Genomic DNA, 19,659 nt, shown 5'->3' with positions numbered 1-19,659 from the left:
GGATCGACCCTGGACGATCATGTCCCTCGGCCTGCGGGAGTGGGCGCACCGGTTCTGATCAGCGGGACTTGGTATTAACCGTGATCGACGCGGAACGCCCCGCCCCGCCCGCCTGCACGCCGAGCCGCCCGTCCGGTCCGCGCGCCAGCAGCATCACGGCCTCCGCGCCGCGCTCGCCCATGAGCCCGAGGCCGCGCCCCAGCGGAAAATAGGTCGGCGCGCCGATCACGCCCCCTTGGGCGAACGGCATCACCATCCCGCGCGAAAACACGCCGCCCTGGGCGAAAGTGGACCCGGAACCGCCGCCGAAGAGGGAGCCTAACAGGGAGCCGAGGCCCTTCACGATGCCGCCGAAGAGCCCTCCCGCATCCATCGGCAGCGCGCCGCCCATGGCGCCGGTCGTCATGGTCTTGGCGCTCTGGCTCAGGGCCAGTTGGAGGGGCGCCAGCGCCATACGTAACCCTGTTTCCACAAGAGACTGACGCACGGACTTGAGAACGTCGTCGAATTTCTTGCCTTCTGCAACATTCTTCGCAAAAGCATTGGTCAGGGATTCACCGAACCTGTCCGAGAGCCCGATGAGCGTGTTGGGCTGGCGTTGTCTGTTACTAGCAGCTTTATCTTCGCCAAGATCGCCAGGATCATTTCTTGGGTCTGAGGCCATTATTTACCTTCTCTCAGTCTCTGCGTCAGTGATTGTTATGAGCGGGTGTGTTGCCGAGAGCAAAAAGCCAGATCTTCTATTCGATTCGGGCTCTATGACAGATGCTCAGTGGCTAAAAGCTCGTAAGGAATGTTTATTCGAAGCGGAGAAGGCTGTGACCCCGATCAGGCCGTCGCCTGTAGCGGGTGAGAGATTTCGCAAGATTTACATTCTCTGCGTCGAGTCGAAAGGCATCAAATTCCTTGGCACGTCCGACGAAGTTAAACTTTAGGACCATGCCGCGAGGGGACGACGAACGATGCATTGCCTTCTGCATTCTTTGCGAATGCATTGGTCAGAGCTGTCACTCCTTATCGTGCTGATGGCTATATGCGGGTGTACGCGGCCGGAAGAGTTAGAGCTTAAGCCCACTGGAGATCTGCAATTCGACAGGGCCCGTGATGAGTGCTTCTACGAAGCCTCCAAGATAATATATGCCGCCCCACCCAACACGTCTGCAACTCGTGGCGCGAAAGATGTCTACGCACAGTGCCTGAAGCTGAAAGGCTATGACGAGGGTCCCTCCGACTAAGCCGATGATCCTCGTGCGCTTCATTCATCCGGAAAGGCCTCCATCAACCGTCTGAGATCGCGGCCGACGGCGGGTCCCATGGGGCGGCCGCCGTTCAATCCGTCCCATGCGGCCGTCAGTTCGCGCGGGGTCGCGCGCCAGAATTCGGCGGGGCTCCACCGCAGGACGCCGAGGGCCAGCGTCATGGCGTCATCCCAGGGAAAAGCCTGGGGCTCGCTCATGCGTCCTGCGGCACTGGAGGGTTTGCGGGTGCGCCGAAGGTTGCGACCAAGAGCTCCGCGATGGCCGCCGCCACGGGCTCGATGCCGTCATGCAGCGGAAGGTTCGCGACTTCCCGGTCGCTGATCGCATGGCCGTCGCCGCGCAAAGCCACGGCGAGCAGGGTCAGCAGGTCGCGGCTCGACAGGTGTCCCGAGCCGAAGCGCTCGGCGAGAGCCATGAGATCGTTGACCGCGAACGCATCCTCCAGTTCCGCCAGCGCCCCGAGGGTGAGGCAGAGCGTGTAGCGCGTGTCGCCGAGATGCAGCGCCACCTCGCCGCGTCGTTTGTTGGGCATTACGGGGTTCCTTAATGACTTGAAGAAAGTCTCTTGAATGAGAGCGAACGATGCGCAGGAATTCCGTTCTCAACACAGCCTCACCCTGAGGAGCGCAGCGTCGCGAAGGGCGAGGCGTCTCCAGCGCACACTGGAAGCATCCTCCGAGACGCCGCTGCGCGGCTCCTCAGGATGAGGCCTTGCTTTAGCTCCCCGCGCAGGCACCGAGCGACTATGGGTGGTTACTACGCCACGAAGGTCATTGCGCCCGCAGACTCGAACGCCATCTCAAACGTGACCTCGCCCGCATGATCCCCACGGTATTCAAGGCTGGTGATCTGGAACGGGCCTTCGATGCGGCCGAAATCCGGCACGACGATCTGGTAGGTGAGGATGTCCCCGTCGAAGAACGCCTGGCGCACCCGCGCATCCGACGCCTCGTCCTTGAACACGCCCGATCCGGTGATCCCGGCGCGGCGCACGCCGACGCCCGCCAGCAATTCGCGCCATCGTCCGGCGGATTCGGAATTGGTGACGTCGACGGTCTCGGCATTGAACGCGATCTGTCGCGTGCGGAGCCCCGCTACGGCAACAAAACCCGTGCCTCCGTCGCTGATCTTGATGAGCAGGTCCTTGCCCTTCTGAGCAGGCATCGAAAGTTCCTTTCGGTTAAATGTGTCGTGCGCGGCAGCGTCACGCCGTCTCCGTCACGGCGAGCAGGCTTAAGCTCACACGGGTGAGCTGCGTGTCCTTGTCTCGTGTGGAGGCGAGCTCCGTGACGCGCAGGTTGACGAGGCGGTGTCCCTCGAGGGCGAGCGGCGCATCGTCGAGGATCGCCGCGAAGCGTTCGGCCACTGCCAGCGCCGTGCGGGCGCTTCCTCGGGCGGCCCAGACCACGACGCTCAACGCTTGTTCGTGACCGCGGTCGAAATCCGTGGACCAGTCCTCGGCCGTCACGTCGCCGAACAGGGCATAAACGGGCTCCGCCGCGCGGGTCGGCTCGTCGTGAAGGCGCAACGCGCCGCCCATGAGGCCGATCAGCTCCGCGTCGGCGCCTGCCTGGTCAAGGATGGCGCGGCGCAGCGCCAGGACCGGGCTCGTCATGCCCTGATCTCCTCGACCAGGCACACAACATTCCGTCGTGATCCGTCGGGATCGGACGCGGCCTTGATGGCGAAGCGGCGAAGGCCCGAGGTCAGGCGCATGGCGCCCGTCACGCTCTCGCGGTAGCGCAGGGTAATGCGGTGGGTAAGGCTCTGTTCGGGCCTGTCGGCTCGCACACGCTCGTCCCCCGACAGCATCTCCATCGCGCCCCAGACCTGCGGTCCAGGCGCGTAGGAGCGGATCACCCCGCCGAAGCCGTCGGGGTGCTCCAGCGGCAATTCGATGACGAACCGGCGCGAGCGTGCGCCGATGGGCAGTGATTTGATTTTCATGAAAGTCTCGGCAGAAACAATGATCTTGATCGGTCGCGGTCATCGCGGGGAAGCGGACCGAGTGGTAAATCTGAGAAACGACACGCAGCCTCATCCTGATGAGCGAAGCATCTCGACGAAGAGGCGTCTCCAGCGCGCACTGGATCCACCTTCGAGACGCCGCTTGCGCGGCTCCTCAGGATGAGGGAGGCGTTAGATCCGCGTCCGCCGAAACGGCGCGATGAGCGCGAGGGCTTCCGGCGGGAGGGTCTGCTCGCCGGTCACGTCGCCCCGGTTCTCGAACCAGCGCGCGACCAGGATCTTCACCGCAAGCCGCAAGGTTGCCGGCACGGTGTCGGGCGTTGCTCCAAACCCGGCCCGCAGATCGATGGTGATGCCTCCTCTCGGCCGTCCCGGTTCCGGCGCGGGCGAGACGACGATGCGGGGTGGATCGCTCATGGGGTCGGTCTCGATGGCGTTCGGCGCAATCTCCGTCGCCGTGCCGTCCTGACCCACAACCCTGATGCTTTCGAGGCCCATCAACGGCGAGAGCGGCAGCATGACTGCGCCGCCTTCGGTCCAACGGTCGAGGATCACGCGCCAGCGCTGCTCCACGAGGATCCGGCGGGAGGCTGCCTCCACCATGAGGCGGGCGGCCTTGATCAATCCGGCCACCAGCTCGTCCTCCTGATCGTCGTCGACGCGCAGGTAGGTTTTCATCTCGGCCAGCGTGACGGGCTCGACGGCGGGGCCGTCGATGAGTATCGGGTACATTGAAACGGGAATCCTTCCTTCATGAAACGTCTCGCCACCATCGTCCTTGCAACCCTGCTGTCCGGAACCGGAGCGCGCGCCATCGTCGGCGGCGCCGAGGATCAGGGTCCTGCCTCCCGCCAGACCGTGATGGTTCTGGGCTCGAACGGAGGTGTGTGCACCGCCGTGGTGGTGGCCTATGACGTGGTGCTCACGGCGGCTCATTGCGTGACAGGCGCCGCGGAACACCGGGTGCATTTCCGGGACGAGGCTGGAGAGCCCGTGCTGATCGTGCCCTCGGCGAAAGCCGTGCATCCCGGCTATGACGCCAAGGCGATCGAGAATCGGCGGCGCTCGGTCGATCTCGCGCTCCTGCGCGTTCCAGAGAGGCTGCCGGACCGGTTCGAACGCGCCACGCTGGCGAATGCAAAACCCGCCAAGGACGCCTCAGTGGCGGTAGGCGGCTACGGCCTGTCGCAAGAGAACGCCCCGAAAACCACAGGCACGTTCCGCAGCGCGTCCCTCAAGGTGATCGAACCCTACGGACCCAGCAAAATCCTGCTGTGGCTTCAGGGGCCCGGCCCCATGGGCGCGTGCCAGGGCGATTCCGGCGGGCCGATGACCTCGGGCGACGCCGTGGTGGCGATCACGAGCTGGTCATCGCCCGCTAAGGGCCGCAGCTGCGGCGGGATCACGCAAGGCATCCTGGTGGGTCCGCAACAGAACTGGATCGACCAGACGCTGCGGGGCTGGGGCAGAGCGGCGCAATGGAGCGGCAACTGAAGCTCGGACATATCGGTTCTCGCAAGGAACCGCTCCCCGCTTCCTGACGCGATGGCTTAGCCGAAAAAGTCAACGGAACCATTGTGCGCCCTCAAGCCTTCCCTTGTAGAAACAGCCCTCAGGCTTCACACTCTTCCCATGCGTTTCCTGCCCCTTCTCTCGCTCGCTGCCCTCGTGGCTCTCGCTGCTCCCGCCCAGGCGGTCGTGCTGGGCACGGCAAGCCGCGACCCCAACGGCCTCAGGCGCTCGGTCGTCTCGATCGAGAACAGCATCGGCGAACTCTGCTCGGGAGCAGTCATCGCGCAGGATCTGGTTCTGACCGCTGCCCATTGCATGACGGACCGGGCCTCCTACCGGGTGGTGGGAGTCAACCGCGCGTTCCGGCCACAATCCTTCCGGGTCACGGCGACCGCGATCCATCCGGCCTTCGTGCCCGGCACGACGCCCAGGACGCAGCCGGGCGTCGATCTTGCGATCCTCAAGCTCGAACGCCCACTGGGACCCGACTACACGCCCCTCGATCCGCGCCTTACCGGCCGCATCGACCGAGGCGGCGCGGTGACCATCGCGGGCTTCGGCGTATTGTCGGAACGCCTCAGGCGAACGGCCCGCACCCTGCGTCAGACCAATTTGGTCTCGCTTGGCCCGGTTGAGGTGGCGAACCGGGTCGTGATCGTCGTTGATCAAAACAACCTCGCGGAGATTACGGGCGCTGGCGCCTGCCGGGGCGATTCCGGCGGCCCGGTCGTGGTTGGAGGGCGGGGAGCCTACCAGCTTCTCGGCATCGTCAGCTGGTCGAGCGGCGCGCTGCGCACCCGCGAGCCGAGCGCCTGCGGCGGCCTGACCGCCGTGACCCCAATCGCCGAACATCTCCGCTGGATCGCGGAAGGCACCCGGATGCTCGACAGCATCGGTGGAGCGTGGGCGAGGCAGTAACTCGGCCTTTCTGGTCTTCGAAGGTTGGGTCGCGAACAATTGCCACGCACAGCCCTCATCCCGAGACGCAGCCTCACGGCTGCCCCTCAGGATGAGGTGAAGTGAGGCCGGAAGTTAGAGACAGATTAGGCGGCGAACTTCAGCAGCTTGATCGCCGCGTAGTCCTGCACTCCGCCACCCACGCGCTTGGTGGTGTAGAACAGCACATAGGGCTTCGCCGAATAAGGGTCGCGCAGGACGCGCATCCCGGCCCGGTCAACCACCAGATAGCCGCGCTTGAAGTCGCCGAAGGCGATCGCGCAGGAGCCGGCTGCGATATCCGGCATGTCCTCAGCCTCCACCACCGGGAAGCCCATCAGCGTCGCGGATTGGCCGATGCTGGCTGGTGGCGCCCAGAGATACTGGCCATTGTCATCCTTGAACTTGCGGATGGCGCTCTGCGTCTTGCGGTTCATCACGAACGAGGCGTTCTGCCGGTAGCCCGCTTTAAGAGCGTAGATCAGCTCCACCAGCACGTCGGACGGGTTGCTGGCGGGGAAGTCCGCGCCGCCCGCCTGGATGGTGCCGAGGCGGCCCCATTCCCAGATCTCGTCCTCGACGGTGTCGGAGGCGAGAAAGCCCTTCGGTTTGTTGACGCCGTCGCCGTTGACGAAGGCCGCGCCCTCCTGCTCTGCGAAGGCTGCCTCAACCTCCTCGGCGATCCAGCGGTCGATGTCCACCACCGAGTCGTCGAGCAGGGTCTGGGTGGCGGCCGGCATGGCGTAGAGCTCCATGGCCGGGAAGCTCATCTCGGACAACGCCGGGCTCGCGGTCTGGGGTCTGGCTGCCGTCTCGCCCACCCAGCCGGTGGTCGGGCCCGTGGTGGAGAAGGCACGCTTGTACTGGCCTCCGGAGATCACCCGCACGGACGAGATCGCACGGATCGGCGAGACCGCCGAGAGACGCCGCAGCACCTCGCGCTCCACCGTGTCAGGCACGAGATAGCCGCCATCGGGGCCCGATCCCGCCGACAGAGCCTTCTCCTCAAGCCGCTTGAGGCCCGAGGCCTCGCCGCTGCGGATATACGCCTGGAAGGCGGTCTTGTGTTCGGCCTGCGCCGGATCGCGGGCGGCGTCCTGCGCACCCGCCAGGGGCGGACGGGAGCGGTCGAGGGAAAGGCGGTCGAGGCGGCGCTTGGCGTCGTCGAGTGCAGCGTCAATGCGGGCGAGCTTCTCGTCCGTCACCACGTCGCTCGTCAGCCGGGTCTCGATCTCTCCGAGGCGCGTGTCGTTGGCGTCCTTGAACGCCTCGAACGCGTGGGCGAATTCCTCGAAGGCCGATGCCACGTCGGCGGAAGTTGATTTGGTTTCAGTTACTGGAATCATGTCAATCAATGGGTTGTAGAGGCTGCAATAAAAAAGCCCGCCGAGTGGCGGGCCTTCGTTTCCCTTGGGAGGGATCGTCAACGCCGCCGTGCGCGGCGGGTGTTTCTCTGAACCGTATCGGAGACGGCAGGACCGGTCATAGCGCCGACGGCGCCGCCGGCGACGGCGCCCACCGGGCCGGCGACCGCGCCGACGCCTGCGCCGACAGCAGCGCCGCCCACCCGTTCCTGAGTGGTGGTGCAGCCGGCGGCCGCTATAGCCAGAAGAGCCGCGAAAGCGAGTTTCTTCATGAAAACCTCCCGAGCAAGCGGACGAACACACCATCAGTGAACCAGGAGGCCCGCAGAGTCCGCTCATCCACAGGCGCTCAGCTAACGCCAGTCCGGCGGCTAAGGTTCAGGAAAATAATCGACCGGCCGTGCTGCGGATCTTGCCGGCTAGGTCGATGGTGGAGGCCTTCACGCGCTCCACCCGGGCGCCGGGCAGCATCGGAAAGGTCACGACGGAGATTTCCCACAGGTCGAGCCTTTCAAGACGCCGCAACCCGGTGGGTCGCTCCGCCCTCGCCCGCTCCACGCGAAAGCCGATGGACAGGCCATCCACCCCGCCGTCGCGCATCAGGGCATGAATCTCCCGGGCGCGCTCCACGGCGAGGTTGAGCTTACCGCGCACATGCAACCCCCGCCGGTCTTCCTCCATAGCGAGCCAGCGGCCGATGGGCTCGGATGGATCGTGCTGCCAGAGCAGCCGGACGTCGGCGGGCCCGCGCTTCTTCAGGCTATCGGCGAAAGCACCCGGCATGACCACGTCCTTGCCCAGATCGGCGACGCCGAACAGGCTGGCATAGCCCTCGAAGATCCCGTCCACGTCGACCTTGTTCAAAGGCTCGGCCAGGAGCTTCACCTCCCGGATGATCGGAGCGCCGGAAGCTTTCATCGGGCGGCTCCGCGACCGGCCTTGGGCGAAGGGGCGTCCAGCTTCTCGAGCTGACGGACGAAGTCGCGGAACACGAGCGAGGCGCGGCTCTGCGTCTCGCGCGCGGCCTTCGGCTTGCGGGCGGGACGGGACGATGCGCGGGTCATGGCGCGGGTCATGGGAGGTCTCCCGAGTGGCGTCGGTTAAAAAGGGTCAGCTCGCGCACGAACTCGTCGAAGCGGCGGTTGGCCGCGAACAGGTCTCGAAGCGTCATGGCAAGCAGCGCGGATGCTCCGCTCGCCCAGACGAACAGGGCGAGATGAGCAAGGTCGCCGCGGCTGATGACAGCCTCGGTGACCTGATCGTAAATGTTCATGATTTGTTCTTAGAATGAGGAAATTGGAAAATGGGTGAAGCGGGCAAGGACCTCATGAAACAAACAGCCGGCCGGAGGCTTACACCACCGGAACCGGCGCGAAGGAATTGATCGTGATGAGCAGGACGCCTCGATTGGCCCTGGTGGCCGCCATCATGGTCCTCGTCGCCAATGGAGCTTTGGCCATGTCATCCGTCTGGCAGAACAACCGCGTCTTCATCGTCTTCGCCGATACGTCGGATCCACAAGTGGAGGCTCAGACCAGCGCCCTCCTGGCCCATCGCGACGAGATCGCCGACAGGGACATGGTGGCCATTGCGGTCATCGGCGACGACGTCAAGACGATCTATGGAGAGGCACCCGCCGGTATGGACGCGAACGCCTTGCGGGCACGATATCAGGTCGAAGCCGGATCCTCCTTCACGGCCTTGCTGATCGGAAAGGACGGCGGTGTGAAATGGCGCGAACAGAGACCTGCCGATCCTGGCGAATTGTTCGCCTTGATCGACACGATGCCCATGCGCCGACAGGAGATGAAGCAGTCATCGGGCGGCTGACGGTCAGACCATAAACGCGACATGGCCCATCGTCGTATCAATCGCAACTACTGCCTCCGCCCATATCCCACGGCCTCGCGTTTCTCCTCATCGGTCAGGAATGACGCCGCCGACACCCTGCGCCAGAGGCTTTCGCGCTCGGTCCCCAGGGCCTCGACCGCATCGAGATCGGGTTCGAGGCGCAGGGCGTCGCTGAAGGATGGAGAGAGCCAGTGCGCGAGGGCTTCCGCCGTGCGCTTCACAAGCGGGATGACGGTCTGGCGGTAGAATGCGCGGTTGGCCTCCGCGTAGTTGGCGTGGGTATTGTCGCCGGGAAGGCCCAGCAGCAGGGGCGGCACGCCGAAGGCGAGCGCGATGTCCCGCGCGGCCGCCGCCTTGGCTTCGACGAAATCCATGTCCTTCGGCGACAGGGACAACGGCTTCCAATCGAGGCCTCCCTCGAGGAGCAGCGGACGGCCTGCATTGGCCGCCCCCTGATAGTTGATCTCGAGCTCGCCCTTCAGCCGGTCGAACTGCGCATCGGTGAGCGCCGTGCCGCCGACCACGAGCGCGCCGGATGGCCGCGCGGCGTTGTCGAGCAGCGCCTTGTTCCAGGCGCCCGCCGCGTTGTGGATGTCGAGGGCGGTGGCGGCCGCTTCCATGGGCGAGAGACCGTAATGATCGTCCGCCGGATGGAACAGCGTCAGGTGCAGGATCGGCGCGATACTGTCCCCGTCCCTTTGCGCAAAGCGGATGGTCTCAGCCCCCACGGTGTAATCGTAGGCCGTGGGCCAGCCGTCGGCTCCCGGCACGACGCGCATGCGGTCGGGCCGCAGGGCGTGGAGTTCGCGCGGCGCGCCGTCCACCTGCACGGCCTCCACATAGGCATTGCCCGACACGAGCAAGTGTCCGTAAAGGCTTTCCAGAAAACGCTGTCCGCCCTCCCGTGCGTTGGGACGCGCGAGCAGCGCAAGCAACGGGTGCTCCGTCAACTCCCCTGCCCCGCGTTTCAAGGTCAGCGAAAGCTACGCCGCCGCTTCCGCGACGAGCCGCACGGCGCGGTGCACCACGGCGTTCTTCTGAAATCCCTCGCGGGAGAGCGCCGTGTAGTCACGTGGTGTCCACACGGCATGTCCGGCCACATAGAGCGCGACTGAAGCATGCGCGCGCGAGGCCTTGGCTTCAGGCGGCGCTTGAAGCCAGCGGGTCATTTTTCGTAACATTCAAAGCTCCGGGAATTCCGGTGAAGTCCGACGGTCGGACCAACGATTCATCGAGAATCCCCGGAGCGATCCGGGGACGGGTCTTAAGCAGCCGTGGCTCGGGATGCGAGGTTCCGGGCGGCCATCACGTCGAGGAAGCGGGCTGTGGGCTCACCCTCGACCATCGGCGCCATCTTGGCCCAAAGAGCGCGCGCGTGAGGCAAGGCCTCGCGGGCAGCCCGCTCGTCGTCGAAAAGGGCCACGACGACCACCTCGCCGCTGTCTTCCATGAGCCCGATCCACTCGCGTAGACCGGGTTGGGCATAGATCGCAGCCTCGTTCTGATCGCGCCAACGCCTCATCTCGTCGAACTTGTCGGCTTTTACGCGGAATGTCGTCAGCCGTGCGTACATGGTGACCTCCTCATGGAGGTTGATATGGCTGGCATCAGGCCAGCGCTGACTGTCAACGACCGCACGAATTTAGACCTTCTGAAGCCGGCTGGGAAGGCTTACAGCACCCTCACCCGGGGCTCTTGCCTGTCGCGCAGCATCAGCTCCGTGAGCGCCCAGCCGAGAGCGTCCATCCGGTCCGGGGATCGGCCTGAGGTCAGGCCGCCCGGGCCGAAGTCGCACATCTCGTCCTCCAGCCCCGGCAGCGCGCCCACGTGGCGCACACGGCCCTGCGCATAGAGAACAGAGACCGGCTCGGCGCGCAGGTATTTGCCCCGCGTGGCGCGCACGCTCGTGACGGGCACGGACGGGTCCACCTCGCGGATGACGCCGGTCGCCATCTCGCCGCCCTGGTTGGTCTCGACCACAAGCGCATCGGCCTGTAGACGTCGGTAGAGCGCCACCGCCTTTGCGGCCCATTCGGGCGGCTTGAGGCCGGACCCGGTGGCGTCCTCCAGCACATAGGCCGTGCCGCCTTCATCGAATCCTGCCGCCACGATCCCGCAGGCGTCGGCCCGCTTCGACGACGAGGCGGGCGGATCCACCGCCACCACGATGCGCAGGAGCGGCGGCGCAGCATCAACGCGGTTCGCTTCGATCAGGTCGCGTGTCCAGAGCGCATCGGGACGGTCCTCGATGATCTCGCCGTCGAGTTCCTGCCGCCCGAGCCGCGTGCCTGCATACCGTCCGATAACGGCGTCAAGAAAGACCGGTGCGAGATTGGCGGCGTTGTCAGCAGTCTTGACCCGCGACACCGCCACGAGGGGATCGGCCAGGAGGCGCTTGAGCAGCGGAATCGGGCGCGGCGTCGTCGTCACCATCTGGCGCGGATGCGCGCCCAGGCGAAGTCCGAATTGCAGCATGTCCCAGGTTTCCTCAGGGTGCTTCCATTTCGCGAGTTCGTCCGCCCAGGCGGCCTCGAATTGCGGGCCGCGCAGGGAATCCGGGTCCTCGGCGGAAAAGACCTGCGCCACCGCCCCGTTCGGCCATTCGAGCCTGCGCAGGGAGGGCGACCAGGTGGGGCGCTCCCGTCGCGTATGGGAGGCTAGAATTCCGGCTGGTCCCTCCACCATCACATTGCGGGCATCGGAAAATGTTTCGCCGATGAGTGCGATGCGCCGCATCGGAGGAGACGCGAAATCCGGCTCGCCCAACGCGATGCCGCGCACCCATTCGGAGCCGGTGCGGGTTTTGCCCGCCCCTCGCCCGCCGAGAATGAGCCAGGTCGTCCAGGGGTCGTGATGGCGGGCGAGTCCCGGCATGCGCTGGTCCGGCCTGCACCGGAGCGGCCAGTGCCGCAGCGCGGTTTCGAAATCGCACTCAGACCAGGAGGCCGTCGCAGCCTCGAGATTCCTCCTCCGCGATAACCCGCTCAAGATGCCGAGCAAGTTCGTCGCGCAATTCGTGGATGGTGCGCTGTGGTCTGTCGTCATGCCCGGTTTCATCGAGCCTGCTGCCTTCCTGCTCCAGGAGCGCCTGCGCGGTCGTCAGCGTCTTCGCATAGGCCGCAAGCGTCCGGGCGGTTTTGTCATGGTCGATCTCGCGCTTCACGTGCTGCTCCTTCACAAGAGCGTCGATGCGGGTTCGGGTCACCTGCACCAACGACATGGCGGCTTCCTGCAAGGAAGATGACAACGCGGGCCGCCCGACAGGCAAGCCTGCCGAAGCCACGCACTTCACGCCCGTTTCCGCGCCGGCCTTCACGTCCCGGCGCGGGGGCCAGCCCCACGCCTGCCGAAGTCGGCGGAAGGTGGACCGGCTCACGCCGAGATGCGTTGCAATGGCCTCGAGGGAGATCTTCGGATGATCCACATAGTAGTCGTAGGCCCGCTGCCTGGCCGCCTCGGGAATTTCAATGGTCGGTCGCATGTGAAAACACCTTCATGCACTGAGGGTGACGCCGATGCGGGACGCGGCCGCGATGGTTTCCTGGGCGACGGCCTGCGCACCCAGGGCGCTGCCCCAGATCTTGTACGTCGCCCAGCGCGCGTTGTTGCCGCTGCCGAAGCTGTGGGGATAGATCGAGTTCATCAACATGCCCTGCACCGAGACGGAGTCCCAGTCCGGAGCATCGGCCTCGACGGAAAGCTCGCCGTCGAGATAAATCTCGAGCTGGTTCGAGGGCAGCGCCGGATCGAACGTCACCGCAATGGCGAGCCAGACATTCGGGTAGATCCGCCCGCTGACGGCGCGGTTGCCCGTTCCGGCCGTGCCGGCATTCACGTTGAACCCGAGATCCTGCCCTCTCCAGACCACATAGGGGAGCGGGGTATTGCCGGCGATGAAGTACACGCCTTGCGCGCTGAAGTTGTCGTGGTTGACCAGGAACAGGGTCGAGAACGCGCCTGCCGGCAGGCTAGCGGCGCTTTGCAGGATCTGCGTGGTGGTAGTGCGCAGAACCTTGGAGCCGTTCAGATCCTCCAGGGTCGGCTCATGATCGGCGGCCGGGAGCCACGGCGCGGCGTTCGCGCCGGCGCTGGGCACGGTGGTCACTCGGTCATCGACGGTTGTCGCGTTGTCGAAATCGAGATCGACGAGTGGATCCGGCACGGATTGGTAGCGCAGGACAACCGGCTCGGCGAAGCCCGAGATCCTGTCGTGGTGCATGCTGGCGATGCGCACTTCGATATCCTGCGACAGGTTCGTGAATGCGTAGGACGTGACGCCTCCGGGCTCCACCCATTGCGGCGGACTGTGCTCGATTCTGGTCCAGCCGCCGGTGGAACTCACGGCACGAAATTCGATAGCGAAATGCGACGCATCCGAGTCCGGCGCGGTCCACCGGACGGATGCGCCGAGCACCGTGACGTCGACCGGCGTTCCGAGCGCGACGCCGCCGGTCAGGAGCGCCGGACTGAGCGCTTTCCTGGCGAAGCGATGCCCGATGGTGCGCTGGCCTTTGGCGTCATAATGAATGTTGCCGGCCAGCGTGTGCGACGCGACCGGCCCCTGAACGAAAGCCGCGTTGGCGAGCCGCCTCGGCGTCGCCCGGTGCACGGCGTCGATTTGCGCGCTCAAGGAGGCCGGATTCTGGCCAATCCATTCGGGCACCATCTGGCCAATCAGGATGAACGCATCCTCGGCGTTCGGAATCTGCGTGCGAAACGCCTGCAAGGTCGCGTCGAGCGCCGCCTGATAGGCCGACGCCGCCACCCCGTTCAGCACGTCGCTTTCCCCCTGCACCCAGAGAATGTGGGTGAGCCGCGCATTGGGAAGCGCATCGATGGCGGAAGTGGCGGCCTGGACCGCAAGGTTGAACTGCGTCCCATTCGGCGAACTCCAGTCGGAACCCACCAACGCCGTACCGCCGACCGCTGCCGGCACCAACACGATGCTGCGCCCGGGCGGCGTGAACGGGAGAAGCTTTCGCGCGAATTCCATGCCGGCTGACGGACCCCACTCGGTCCCGAACTCGGGCAGGTTCTGCAAGCCAGGCCAAAGCAGCGGATCGCGGGCTTTCAAAAGCCTCTGCGCATAGGTTGCGTCGTTCCCGTTGCCGCCGGTCGGCGACCACTGGAAAATCCGGTCATGCGTCCAGTCGATGAGCGCATCTTCCGTGCCTGGTCCGGTGAAGCCGACCATGTTGGACTGTCCGGCCAGCAGGATGACATCGAACCCGACCGGCCGAGCGTATTTCCACTCCTGCGTCCCGTCATCGGCGTAGGGCATGCGTTCCTGGCCCGAAAGCAGCACGGCCTCGGGAGCCTCGGTAATTCTGGTCATGTGCGAAGTCTGTCTAAAGCTGGAGAAGGGAGCCGCTCATCGACGCGATCGGCAGGCCCGACCGGGACAGGATGCTCTCGTAAGAAAGGGGAAAACGCGCCCGGGCCCGCCTGCGCTGGAACCCATAGCCGTAGCCGCAGAAGAACGAGATCATCTGACGATCTCCGCGAAGGAAAAGAGCGTGCCCTCCTGACAGAAGACGGGAACCTCCTCGCCGGGCTCGATGAGCTTGCCGCCCGACGCGGAAGCGGTCGGATCCTCGCCCCAGGCAACTGCGACTGGGTTGTCCGACGACCCGAGGCACCGAACAAGGGCATAGCCCGTGAAGTCCACGCCGAAACGGGGCGCGACGGGCCGCGACGCTGCCCCCGTCGGCGCAGCCGTGACGTTCAGCGTCCGCGCCTCCCCATGAATGCTCTGGATGATGTTGTGAGCCGATCCGTTCAAGGAGCGGCCCTCGCCGAGGGTGACCCATTCAATGCGGGCGCGAGAGCATCGGACGATTTGTCGGACCCGCTCCGTTCCTACCCCTGCCTAGCGGAGAAAGGTGGAGCGTCGTGGATCCGCTTTTTCGTCCGATGCTCGAGCAGCCATTGGTGATTTCCGTATTAAGAAGCATGGGGCGGGCCGCTTCGGCCGACCCCAACAAAAAACCGCCCGAGCCGATGAGGCTGGGCGGTCATGGACTGACGGTACGAGCGAGGCCGGGGGGCTTGGTCTCATTCACACTTCGTCAGTGTTCACGTTTTGTACTCTAAGAGCGGTACGCTGTCAAGGTCGGTTTCAGCCGCTAGGCCGCCTGTGGACAGATATGACGTGTGTTCCTGAAAAGTTCCATACGGAGGAACAAAAATAAATAATGTAACATTAATTGCGATCAGAATTAGAACATTCAGGCAATAAAAACGAAACATAAAACGGGTCGAAACCAGTAAAATACAATAACCTATACATTCATATAGTAGATTTTCTTACTTTATTACTTGCAATGACGTTGCGTAATATCCTATATAAATGGATAGGTTATCTTAAAACACTGTTCATTCCCTCGCTGGAGCCGACGTTAAGGGTATGCGGACGGCCTTCGCAGCTTGCGGAATTCCCTACCTGCGGCGAGAAGCGCCTCGCGATCCTAGAAGCTGAGATCCGCCATAAGCAGGTCGTGATCCGAGGCGGGGTCTCCATTCTGGTCAAGAACCGGGATGACCTGCGGGTTTCTGGCCTCAAGTCCCCGGACGACAATCCAGTCGAGCTTTCCGAAGGGTGGCTTGGGCTTTCCAGCCGGATCGGTTCGCTGAGTCGGACCGGCCACGTTCGAATGCCGCCATGAAAATCCGGCCGCGCGCAGATCATCGAAGAGCGGTTCCTGGCGCTCCGTCTCATCCCGCGGCAACGCCTTGGTGTTGAAGTCACCCCCGATCACGCAGGCATCGCGGGGGGGGGCCAGCCTGTCGAGGGCGCGCAGCAGAGTCTGCATCTGCGCCTGGCGATCGGCCGGGTCCGTCTTGCTTTCCAGATGGACGCTCACGAGCCAGAAAGGTTGGGGTGCTGCCTCCATCCGCGCCGCCAGTGCCATGCGACCGCCGATTCGCCGTTGCGCACCATTGCGGCCCGGAAACCACAAACCGCCCTCTTCCAACCGAATCAGAACCGGATCCGCCAATTCGAGGGCGGCCACGATGCCGTTGCCGTGAAAACCGCAGGCGTTGCGCTGTCCATGATGATCACGCATCTCCCGGGCGTCTCCGAGGTCGAGCTCCATGAACTCGACCCCAAAGAGGAAGCCCTCGCCCGATGGAGCGGCCAGCTCACCGATCGTGTGAACGTTGCCCGAGCGTGCCATGCCCGCATCCGCCTCGCTCAGCAGCGCTGCGTGAAGCCCTGCCCTGTCGAGCAGCGACCGAACCGCCGCCCGGTTCTTCAGGCGCTTGGCGTTGAGCGCCGCGATCCTGAAGGAGCCTGGCCATGCGGCGGGTCGCGACGGAGGTCGCCGCTCAATGACGTGGAAGGCCTCGATGTGCTCGAAAAACTCAGCATGGACGGACCGCGATGGAGCCCCTGTGCGAGCCTTTTCGAGAAGGCCCTCATCGGGCGCCGGCACGGTGTGAACGATTTGCTTGGTCAAACGCACCATAGACAGGTTCCATCGGCTCTGAATCCATAACATCCAAAGGGGTTCCACCGGGATCAAAAATTTTTTCGCATATTAGGAACTTATTGCCGAGCTTCGTGTTTATGTGCGGCATCCATAGACCTTCCGGGAGAGAGCCCATGATCACTTGGGCTAGCCTTTTCACGCTCGCAACGGGCGTTGTCGCTTACGCCAGCAGCGCTGACGTGCCCTCCATGCTCATGAATCTTGCCGAACTTGGCGGAGTTCTCGCCTTGTTCGCCCTCGTGTGCGCGACCGAATCCTTCAACTGATCTCACGACCATGACCCAGTGCGCAGGTGCGGCGACGTTGTCGGCGCGCGCCTCTGGAAATTGTGATTAAGTTACACTAAGTAAGGAGGTGTCGGCCAAGCTTCCGTCGATCCGGCCGAAAATTCAGGAGCCCACGACGCCTTGACCGCCTCAGCCTCCTCCATGCAAGCCCATGCGGCCATCGATGCCGCTATGCAGAAAGTGGTCGCGTCCTCGATCGAGACGAGTGTCGACGCGCGCCTTTCAGTCATCCTCGAAGGCATTGGCGACGCGTTCTATGCGCTCGATCGGAACTGGCGCTTCACCTACATCAACCGCGCCGCGGAGGCCTTCTACCGCACGCCGCGCGAGTCCATGCTCGGTCAGGTCATCTGGGATGTGTTTCCCTGGTCGGACGGGACCGACCTGCGCGCCCGTTACGAACGGGTGTTCCTGTCAGGCGTTGCGGAATCGTTTGACGGGAATGCGGTCAGCTCTCCGGACCGCTATGTGGAGTTTCACGTATTTCCTTATAACGGCGGCGTCGCTGTCAGCTTCCGGGACTGGACCGAGAGGCGCAGGGCCGAGGAGGAGCTGCGGGAAACACAGGCGCGCTTGAGCGCGCTCGCCGACAATCTCCCGGTCGGCATGGTTTTCCAGATGCTGGAGGGCGACAACTTCTACGCCCGCCGCTTCATCTATCTGTCCGCCAGCTGCGAGCGCCTGAACGGCATTCCGGCCGACCGCGCCCTCGAGAACCCGTTTCTTCTCTACGAGCTTCTGCTGCCTGAGCACCGGGAGCGGATGTTCGCGAAGCAGGTCGAATCCTTTCACCTGCGTCAGCCCTTCGATATCGAGGTTGCGCTGCGCCACGCCCAGACCGGCGAGGTCCGGTGGCAGCGCCTCGTGGCGACGCCGCGGGAGCTGCCGACGGACCTCGCCGGTCTGGGATGGAATCCAAATCGACATCACCGATCACAAGCGCGCCGAAGAACACCTGAAGCTTCTCGTCAACGAGTTGAATCACCGGGTGAAGAACACCCTGGCGATCGTGCAGTCGCTGGCGGCGCAGAGCTTCCCGAAGCCTCGTCCCAACGAGGATGACGGTTTCGCCGCCGCCCGGGGCGCTTTCGAGGCGCGCCTGTTCGCCCTCGCCCGCGGCCATGACGTGCTGACCCGGGAGAACTGGGAAGGCGCGAGCCTGGAGAAGATCATCGACGAGGCCTTCGCGGCCTACAGGAACCGTCCCGGCTGCGGGGATGCGTTCGACATCGACGGCGAAGATCTGCGCGTGACCCCCGCCATGGCCTTGAGCCTGTCGATGGCGCTGCATGAGCTGTGCACGAACGCACTCAAATACGGGGCGCTGAAATCGCCCGGTGGACGGGTGCGGGTGTCCTGGTCGACCATCACGTCCTCCGGGGGCGATCGCCTGGCCATGCGGTGGGAGGAGAGCGGCGGCCCGCCTGTCGCGCCGCCGACCCGCACGGGCTTCGGATCACGCCTGATCGAACGGGGGCTTGCCAGGGAGCTGGACGGGACAGTGACGCTCTCATACGAGCCGAGTGGGGTCGTTTGCGCGATCGACGTGCCGCTTCCTTGAGCAGTTCACGTTAACGTTCCCACCAATCATCTCAGCCATTGGTCGATAGTGCATGGAAACCTTCTTGCGGGCGTCTGCAAATTCGGTCTCTATTGGCGCCAAGTGACAAAGTCACGATCCAGGGAGGAATTCCAAATATGAAACGTCGTCAGTTTTTGCAGGCCGCTACCGTAGGCGCAGCATCGACGGCTGTCGCCGCCCCGGCGATCGCCCAGTCGATGCCGGAAATGAAGTGGCGCTTGCAATCGGGCTTTCCGAAGTCGCTGGACACGATCTACGGCGCGGCGGAGGTGATCGCGAAGTTCGTGTCGGAATCGACCGACGGCAAGTTCCAGATTCAGCCCTTCGCCGCCGGTGAAATCGTCGGAACTCCTCAGGTCGCCGACGCAGTTGGCAACGGCACCATCGAGATGGGCCATACCTGCTCGTATTACTACTTCGGCAAGGATCCCACCTTCGCCCTCGGCACGGCCGCGCCCTTCGGCCTCAACGCCCGCCAGCAGAACGCCTGGCTCTACCACGGCACCGGCAACGATCTGCTCAACGAGTTCTACGCCAAGCACAACCTCTATGGCATGCCGGCCGGCAACACCGGCGTGCAGATGGGCGGCTGGTTCCGTAAGGAGATCAAGACCGTCGACGACCTCAAGGGCCTGAAGATGCGCATCGCCGGCATCGCCGGAATGGTGATGTCCAAGCTCGGCGCGGTGCCCCAGCAGATCCCGGGCGGCGACATCTACCCGGCGCTCGAGCGCGGCACCATCGACGCGGCGGAGTGGGTCGGCCCCTACGACGACGAGAAGCTCGGCTTCTCGAAGGTCGCGCCGTACTACTACTATCCGGGCTTCTGGGAAGGCGGCCCTTCGATCCACCTCTTCATCAATCAGGCGAAGTGGAAGGAGCTGCCCAAGGCCTACCAGTCGATCCTGACGGCCGCGGCCGGTTACGCCAACAACGACATGCTGGCGAAGTACGACGCCCGCAACCCGGCGGCCCTGCGCCGCTTGCTCGGCTCGGGCACGCAGCTCCGCCCCTTCTCGCAGGAGATCCTGGAAGCAGCCTTCAAGGCGGCCAACGAGGTCTATGACGAAGTCTCGGCCAAGAACCCGGACTTCAAGAAGGTCTACGAGAGCCTCCGTGGCTTCCGCAACGAAGAATACCTTTGGTTCCAAGTGGCGGAATACGCCTACGACACGTTCATGATCCGCGCCCGCGCGCGCGGCTGAGCCGTCTTCAATCCGCGATTCAAGAAAGGGCGACCCTTGTCGCCCTTTTTTTATTGCCCGCCAGCCGGGAGCGAAACCGGACAGGCGCTCCCATATGGGGCTTTTCTCCACATGACTGGCCTGTTATACCAAGTCCCGCTGATCAGAACCGGTGCGCCCACTCCCGCAGGCCGAGGGACATGATCGTCCAGGGTCGATCCGT

26 protein-coding genes and 1 pseudogene are annotated in these 19,659 nt (G+C 64.4%); 7 read left to right on the top strand and 20 right to left on the bottom strand.

The features are described from left to right. Positions 1–58: 58 nt before the first annotated feature. From DRB19_RS25740 to DRB19_RS25705, 7 genes are all read right to left on the bottom strand, one after another. On the bottom strand, positions 59–664 hold the full coding sequence (locus DRB19_RS25740) for a phage tail tape measure protein (protein ID WP_210207540.1): 606 nt from the start codon (positions 662–664) through the stop codon (positions 59–61). Between the two features lie 591 nt (positions 665–1,255). After that, a complete protein-coding gene (locus DRB19_RS25730) occupies positions 1,256–1,456 on the bottom strand; it encodes a phage tail assembly chaperone (RefSeq protein ID WP_114188866.1) in 201 nt (66 codons plus the stop codon). After that, positions 1,453–1,791: a gene transfer agent family protein gene (locus DRB19_RS25725; protein WP_114188865.1), complete on the bottom strand. Its 339-nt coding sequence runs from the start codon at positions 1,789–1,791 to the stop codon at positions 1,453–1,455. The genes DRB19_RS25730 and DRB19_RS25725 overlap by 4 nt, the downstream gene beginning before the upstream one ends. 224 nt (positions 1,792–2,015) lie before the next feature. Next, positions 2,016–2,423 (bottom strand): phage major tail protein, TP901-1 family, encoded by a 408-nt coding sequence (locus tag DRB19_RS25720; RefSeq protein WP_114188864.1) that lies wholly within the window; start codon positions 2,421–2,423, stop codon positions 2,016–2,018. 40 nt (positions 2,424–2,463) lie between these two features. Further along, entirely contained in the window at positions 2,464–2,874 is a 411-nt protein-coding gene (locus DRB19_RS25715; RefSeq protein WP_114188863.1) for a DUF3168 domain-containing protein, read from the bottom strand. Beyond that, entirely contained in the window at positions 2,871–3,206 is a 336-nt protein-coding gene (locus DRB19_RS25710) for a phage head closure protein (RefSeq protein WP_114188862.1), read from the bottom strand. Before DRB19_RS25710 ends, DRB19_RS25715 begins: the two co-directional genes overlap by 4 nt. A 192-nt stretch (positions 3,207–3,398) precedes the next feature. Next, a complete protein-coding gene (locus DRB19_RS25705; protein WP_114188861.1) occupies positions 3,399–3,959 on the bottom strand; it encodes a head-tail connector protein in 561 nt (186 codons plus the stop codon). Positions 3,960–3,980: 21 nt separating this feature from the next. On the opposite strand from DRB19_RS25705, the gene DRB19_RS25700 reads away from it, so the two are divergent. After that, positions 3,981–4,721, top strand: a complete 741-nt coding sequence (locus DRB19_RS25700) for a S1 family peptidase (protein WP_114188860.1) — start codon at positions 3,981–3,983, stop codon at positions 4,719–4,721. A gap of 138 nt (positions 4,722–4,859) precedes the next feature. After that, positions 4,860–5,657 carry a trypsin-like serine protease gene (locus DRB19_RS25695; RefSeq protein ID WP_114188859.1) on the top strand — a complete coding sequence of 266 codons (798 nt, stop codon included), beginning with the start codon at positions 4,860–4,862 and terminating at the stop codon, positions 5,655–5,657. A 125-nt stretch (positions 5,658–5,782) separates the two neighbouring features. Here DRB19_RS25695 and DRB19_RS25690 read toward each other — a convergent pair whose 3' ends face one another. The 5 genes from DRB19_RS25690 to DRB19_RS25675 all read right to left on the bottom strand — a co-directional run bounded on the left by DRB19_RS25690 (position 5,783) and on the right by DRB19_RS25675 (position 8,312). After that, positions 5,783–7,021 carry a phage major capsid protein gene (locus DRB19_RS25690; RefSeq protein WP_114188869.1) on the bottom strand — a complete coding sequence of 413 codons (1,239 nt, stop codon included), beginning with the start codon at positions 7,019–7,021 and terminating at the stop codon, positions 5,783–5,785. A gap of 77 nt (positions 7,022–7,098) precedes the next feature. Then, positions 7,099–7,311: a hypothetical protein gene (locus DRB19_RS25685; protein ID WP_114188858.1), complete on the bottom strand. Its 213-nt coding sequence runs from the start codon at positions 7,309–7,311 to the stop codon at positions 7,099–7,101. A gap of 106 nt (positions 7,312–7,417) precedes the next feature. Beyond that, entirely contained in the window at positions 7,418–7,888 is a 471-nt protein-coding gene (locus DRB19_RS25680; protein ID WP_114188868.1) for an HK97 family phage prohead protease, read from the bottom strand. A 65-nt stretch (positions 7,889–7,953) separates the two neighbouring features. After that, positions 7,954–8,115: a hypothetical protein gene (locus DRB19_RS30275; protein ID WP_162815866.1), complete on the bottom strand. Its 162-nt coding sequence runs from the start codon at positions 8,113–8,115 to the stop codon at positions 7,954–7,956. Beyond that, positions 8,112–8,312 (bottom strand): hypothetical protein, encoded by a 201-nt coding sequence (locus DRB19_RS25675; RefSeq protein WP_114188857.1) that lies wholly within the window; start codon positions 8,310–8,312, stop codon positions 8,112–8,114. Before DRB19_RS25675 ends, DRB19_RS30275 begins: the two co-directional genes overlap by 4 nt. Before the next feature lie 116 nt (positions 8,313–8,428). Between DRB19_RS25675 and DRB19_RS25670 the strand changes: the two genes are divergently transcribed. Beyond that, on the top strand, positions 8,429–8,869 hold the full coding sequence (locus DRB19_RS25670) for a DUF4174 domain-containing protein (protein WP_147022463.1): 441 nt from the start codon (positions 8,429–8,431) through the stop codon (positions 8,867–8,869). A 47-nt stretch (positions 8,870–8,916) separates the two neighbouring features. Here the strand turns inward: DRB19_RS25670 and DRB19_RS25665 are convergent. The 8 genes and pseudogenes from DRB19_RS25665 to DRB19_RS25635 all read right to left on the bottom strand — a co-directional run bounded on the left by DRB19_RS25665 (position 8,917) and on the right by DRB19_RS25635 (position 16,359). Then, positions 8,917–10,071 (bottom strand): annotated as a pseudogene (locus DRB19_RS25665) (phage portal protein). 83 nt (positions 10,072–10,154) lie between these two features. Continuing rightward, positions 10,155–10,463, bottom strand: coding sequence for a hypothetical protein (locus tag DRB19_RS25660; RefSeq protein ID WP_114188855.1), 309 nt, complete (start codon positions 10,461–10,463; stop codon positions 10,155–10,157). A gap of 98 nt (positions 10,464–10,561) precedes the next feature. Next, positions 10,562–11,890 (bottom strand): DNA-packaging protein, encoded by a 1,329-nt coding sequence (locus DRB19_RS25655; RefSeq protein WP_444980233.1) that lies wholly within the window; start codon positions 11,888–11,890, stop codon positions 10,562–10,564. Continuing rightward, positions 11,823–12,371, bottom strand: a complete 549-nt coding sequence (locus DRB19_RS25650) for a helix-turn-helix domain-containing protein (protein WP_114188853.1) — start codon at positions 12,369–12,371, stop codon at positions 11,823–11,825. Before DRB19_RS25650 ends, DRB19_RS25655 begins: the two co-directional genes overlap by 68 nt. 12 nt (positions 12,372–12,383) lie before the next feature. After that, positions 12,384–14,225 carry a sialate O-acetylesterase gene (locus DRB19_RS25645; RefSeq protein WP_114188852.1) on the bottom strand — a complete coding sequence of 614 codons (1,842 nt, stop codon included), beginning with the start codon at positions 14,223–14,225 and terminating at the stop codon, positions 12,384–12,386. 13 nt (positions 14,226–14,238) lie between these two features. After that, positions 14,239–14,379 (bottom strand): hypothetical protein, encoded by a 141-nt coding sequence (locus tag DRB19_RS30270; RefSeq protein WP_162815865.1) that lies wholly within the window; start codon positions 14,377–14,379, stop codon positions 14,239–14,241. Next, a complete protein-coding gene (locus DRB19_RS25640; protein WP_114188851.1) occupies positions 14,376–14,672 on the bottom strand; it encodes a hypothetical protein in 297 nt (98 codons plus the stop codon). The genes DRB19_RS30270 and DRB19_RS25640 overlap by 4 nt, the downstream gene beginning before the upstream one ends. Positions 14,673–15,357: 685 nt before the next feature. Further along, positions 15,358–16,359: an endonuclease/exonuclease/phosphatase family protein gene (locus DRB19_RS25635; RefSeq protein WP_114188850.1), complete on the bottom strand. Its 1,002-nt coding sequence runs from the start codon at positions 16,357–16,359 to the stop codon at positions 15,358–15,360. A gap of 137 nt (positions 16,360–16,496) precedes the next feature. Between DRB19_RS25635 and DRB19_RS30265 the strand changes: the two genes are divergently transcribed. The 4 genes from DRB19_RS30265 to DRB19_RS25620 all read left to right on the top strand — a co-directional run bounded on the left by DRB19_RS30265 (position 16,497) and on the right by DRB19_RS25620 (position 19,457). Next, positions 16,497–16,649 carry a hypothetical protein gene (locus DRB19_RS30265; RefSeq protein WP_162815864.1) on the top strand — a complete coding sequence of 51 codons (153 nt, stop codon included), beginning with the start codon at positions 16,497–16,499 and terminating at the stop codon, positions 16,647–16,649. 141 nt (positions 16,650–16,790) lie between these two features. Continuing rightward, entirely contained in the window at positions 16,791–17,732 is a 942-nt protein-coding gene (locus DRB19_RS25630) for a PAS domain-containing protein (protein ID WP_147022465.1), read from the top strand. Then, positions 17,659–18,231, top strand: a complete 573-nt coding sequence (locus DRB19_RS25625; protein WP_170148949.1) for a sensor histidine kinase — start codon at positions 17,659–17,661, stop codon at positions 18,229–18,231. Before DRB19_RS25630 ends, DRB19_RS25625 begins: the two co-directional genes overlap by 74 nt. A gap of 137 nt (positions 18,232–18,368) precedes the next feature. After that, a complete protein-coding gene (locus DRB19_RS25620; RefSeq protein ID WP_114188847.1) occupies positions 18,369–19,457 on the top strand; it encodes a TRAP transporter substrate-binding protein in 1,089 nt (362 codons plus the stop codon). Positions 19,458–19,659 lie beyond the last annotated feature (202 nt).

Origin of the sequence: Microvirga aerophila, from assembly GCF_003332305.1 — a bacterium.
Taxonomy (GTDB): Bacteria; Pseudomonadota; Alphaproteobacteria; order Rhizobiales; family Beijerinckiaceae; genus Microvirga; species Microvirga aerophila.
Note: the sequence above shows the minus strand (reverse complement) of the source record. Positions and strands in the feature narration are given on the sequence as shown.

Coding starts and splice junctions, on each gene's coding strand:
- DRB19_RS25730 (WP_114188866.1), bottom strand. CDS start 1,456: ATGAGCGAGCCCCAGGCTTTTCCCTGGGATGACGCCATGACGCTGGCC.
- DRB19_RS25620 (WP_114188847.1), top strand. CDS start 18,369: ATGAAACGTCGTCAGTTTTTGCAGGCCGCTACCGTAGGCGCAGCATCG.
- DRB19_RS25695 (WP_114188859.1), top strand. CDS start 4,860: ATGCGTTTCCTGCCCCTTCTCTCGCTCGCTGCCCTCGTGGCTCTCGCT.
- DRB19_RS25635 (WP_114188850.1), bottom strand. CDS start 16,359: ATGGTGCGTTTGACCAAGCAAATCGTTCACACCGTGCCGGCGCCCGAT.
- DRB19_RS25685 (WP_114188858.1), bottom strand. CDS start 7,311: ATGAAGAAACTCGCTTTCGCGGCTCTTCTGGCTATAGCGGCCGCCGGC.
- DRB19_RS25670 (WP_147022463.1), top strand. CDS start 8,429: ATGAGCAGGACGCCTCGATTGGCCCTGGTGGCCGCCATCATGGTCCTC.
- DRB19_RS25645 (WP_114188852.1), bottom strand. CDS start 14,225: ATGACCAGAATTACCGAGGCTCCCGAGGCCGTGCTGCTTTCGGGCCAG.
- DRB19_RS25700 (WP_114188860.1), top strand. CDS start 3,981: ATGAAACGTCTCGCCACCATCGTCCTTGCAACCCTGCTGTCCGGAACC.
- DRB19_RS25715 (WP_114188863.1), bottom strand. CDS start 2,874: ATGACGAGCCCGGTCCTGGCGCTGCGCCGCGCCATCCTTGACCAGGCA.
- DRB19_RS25675 (WP_114188857.1), bottom strand. CDS start 8,312: ATGAACATTTACGATCAGGTCACCGAGGCTGTCATCAGCCGCGGCGAC.
- DRB19_RS25705 (WP_114188861.1), bottom strand. CDS start 3,959: ATGTACCCGATACTCATCGACGGCCCCGCCGTCGAGCCCGTCACGCTG.
- DRB19_RS25690 (WP_114188869.1), bottom strand. CDS start 7,021: ATGATTCCAGTAACTGAAACCAAATCAACTTCCGCCGACGTGGCATCG.
- DRB19_RS30270 (WP_162815865.1), bottom strand. CDS start 14,379: ATGATCTCGTTCTTCTGCGGCTACGGCTATGGGTTCCAGCGCAGGCGG.
- DRB19_RS25650 (WP_114188853.1), bottom strand. CDS start 12,371: ATGCGACCGACCATTGAAATTCCCGAGGCGGCCAGGCAGCGGGCCTAC.
- DRB19_RS30275 (WP_162815866.1), bottom strand. CDS start 8,115: ATGACCCGCGCCATGACCCGCGCATCGTCCCGTCCCGCCCGCAAGCCG.
- DRB19_RS25725 (WP_114188865.1), bottom strand. CDS start 1,791: ATGCCCAACAAACGACGCGGCGAGGTGGCGCTGCATCTCGGCGACACG.
- DRB19_RS25710 (WP_114188862.1), bottom strand. CDS start 3,206: ATGAAAATCAAATCACTGCCCATCGGCGCACGCTCGCGCCGGTTCGTC.
- DRB19_RS30265 (WP_162815864.1), top strand. CDS start 16,497: ATGATCACTTGGGCTAGCCTTTTCACGCTCGCAACGGGCGTTGTCGCT.
- DRB19_RS25740 (WP_210207540.1), bottom strand. CDS start 664: ATGGCCTCAGACCCAAGAAATGATCCTGGCGATCTTGGCGAAGATAAA.
- DRB19_RS25720 (WP_114188864.1), bottom strand. CDS start 2,423: ATGCCTGCTCAGAAGGGCAAGGACCTGCTCATCAAGATCAGCGACGGA.
- DRB19_RS25660 (WP_114188855.1), bottom strand. CDS start 10,463: ATGTACGCACGGCTGACGACATTCCGCGTAAAAGCCGACAAGTTCGAC.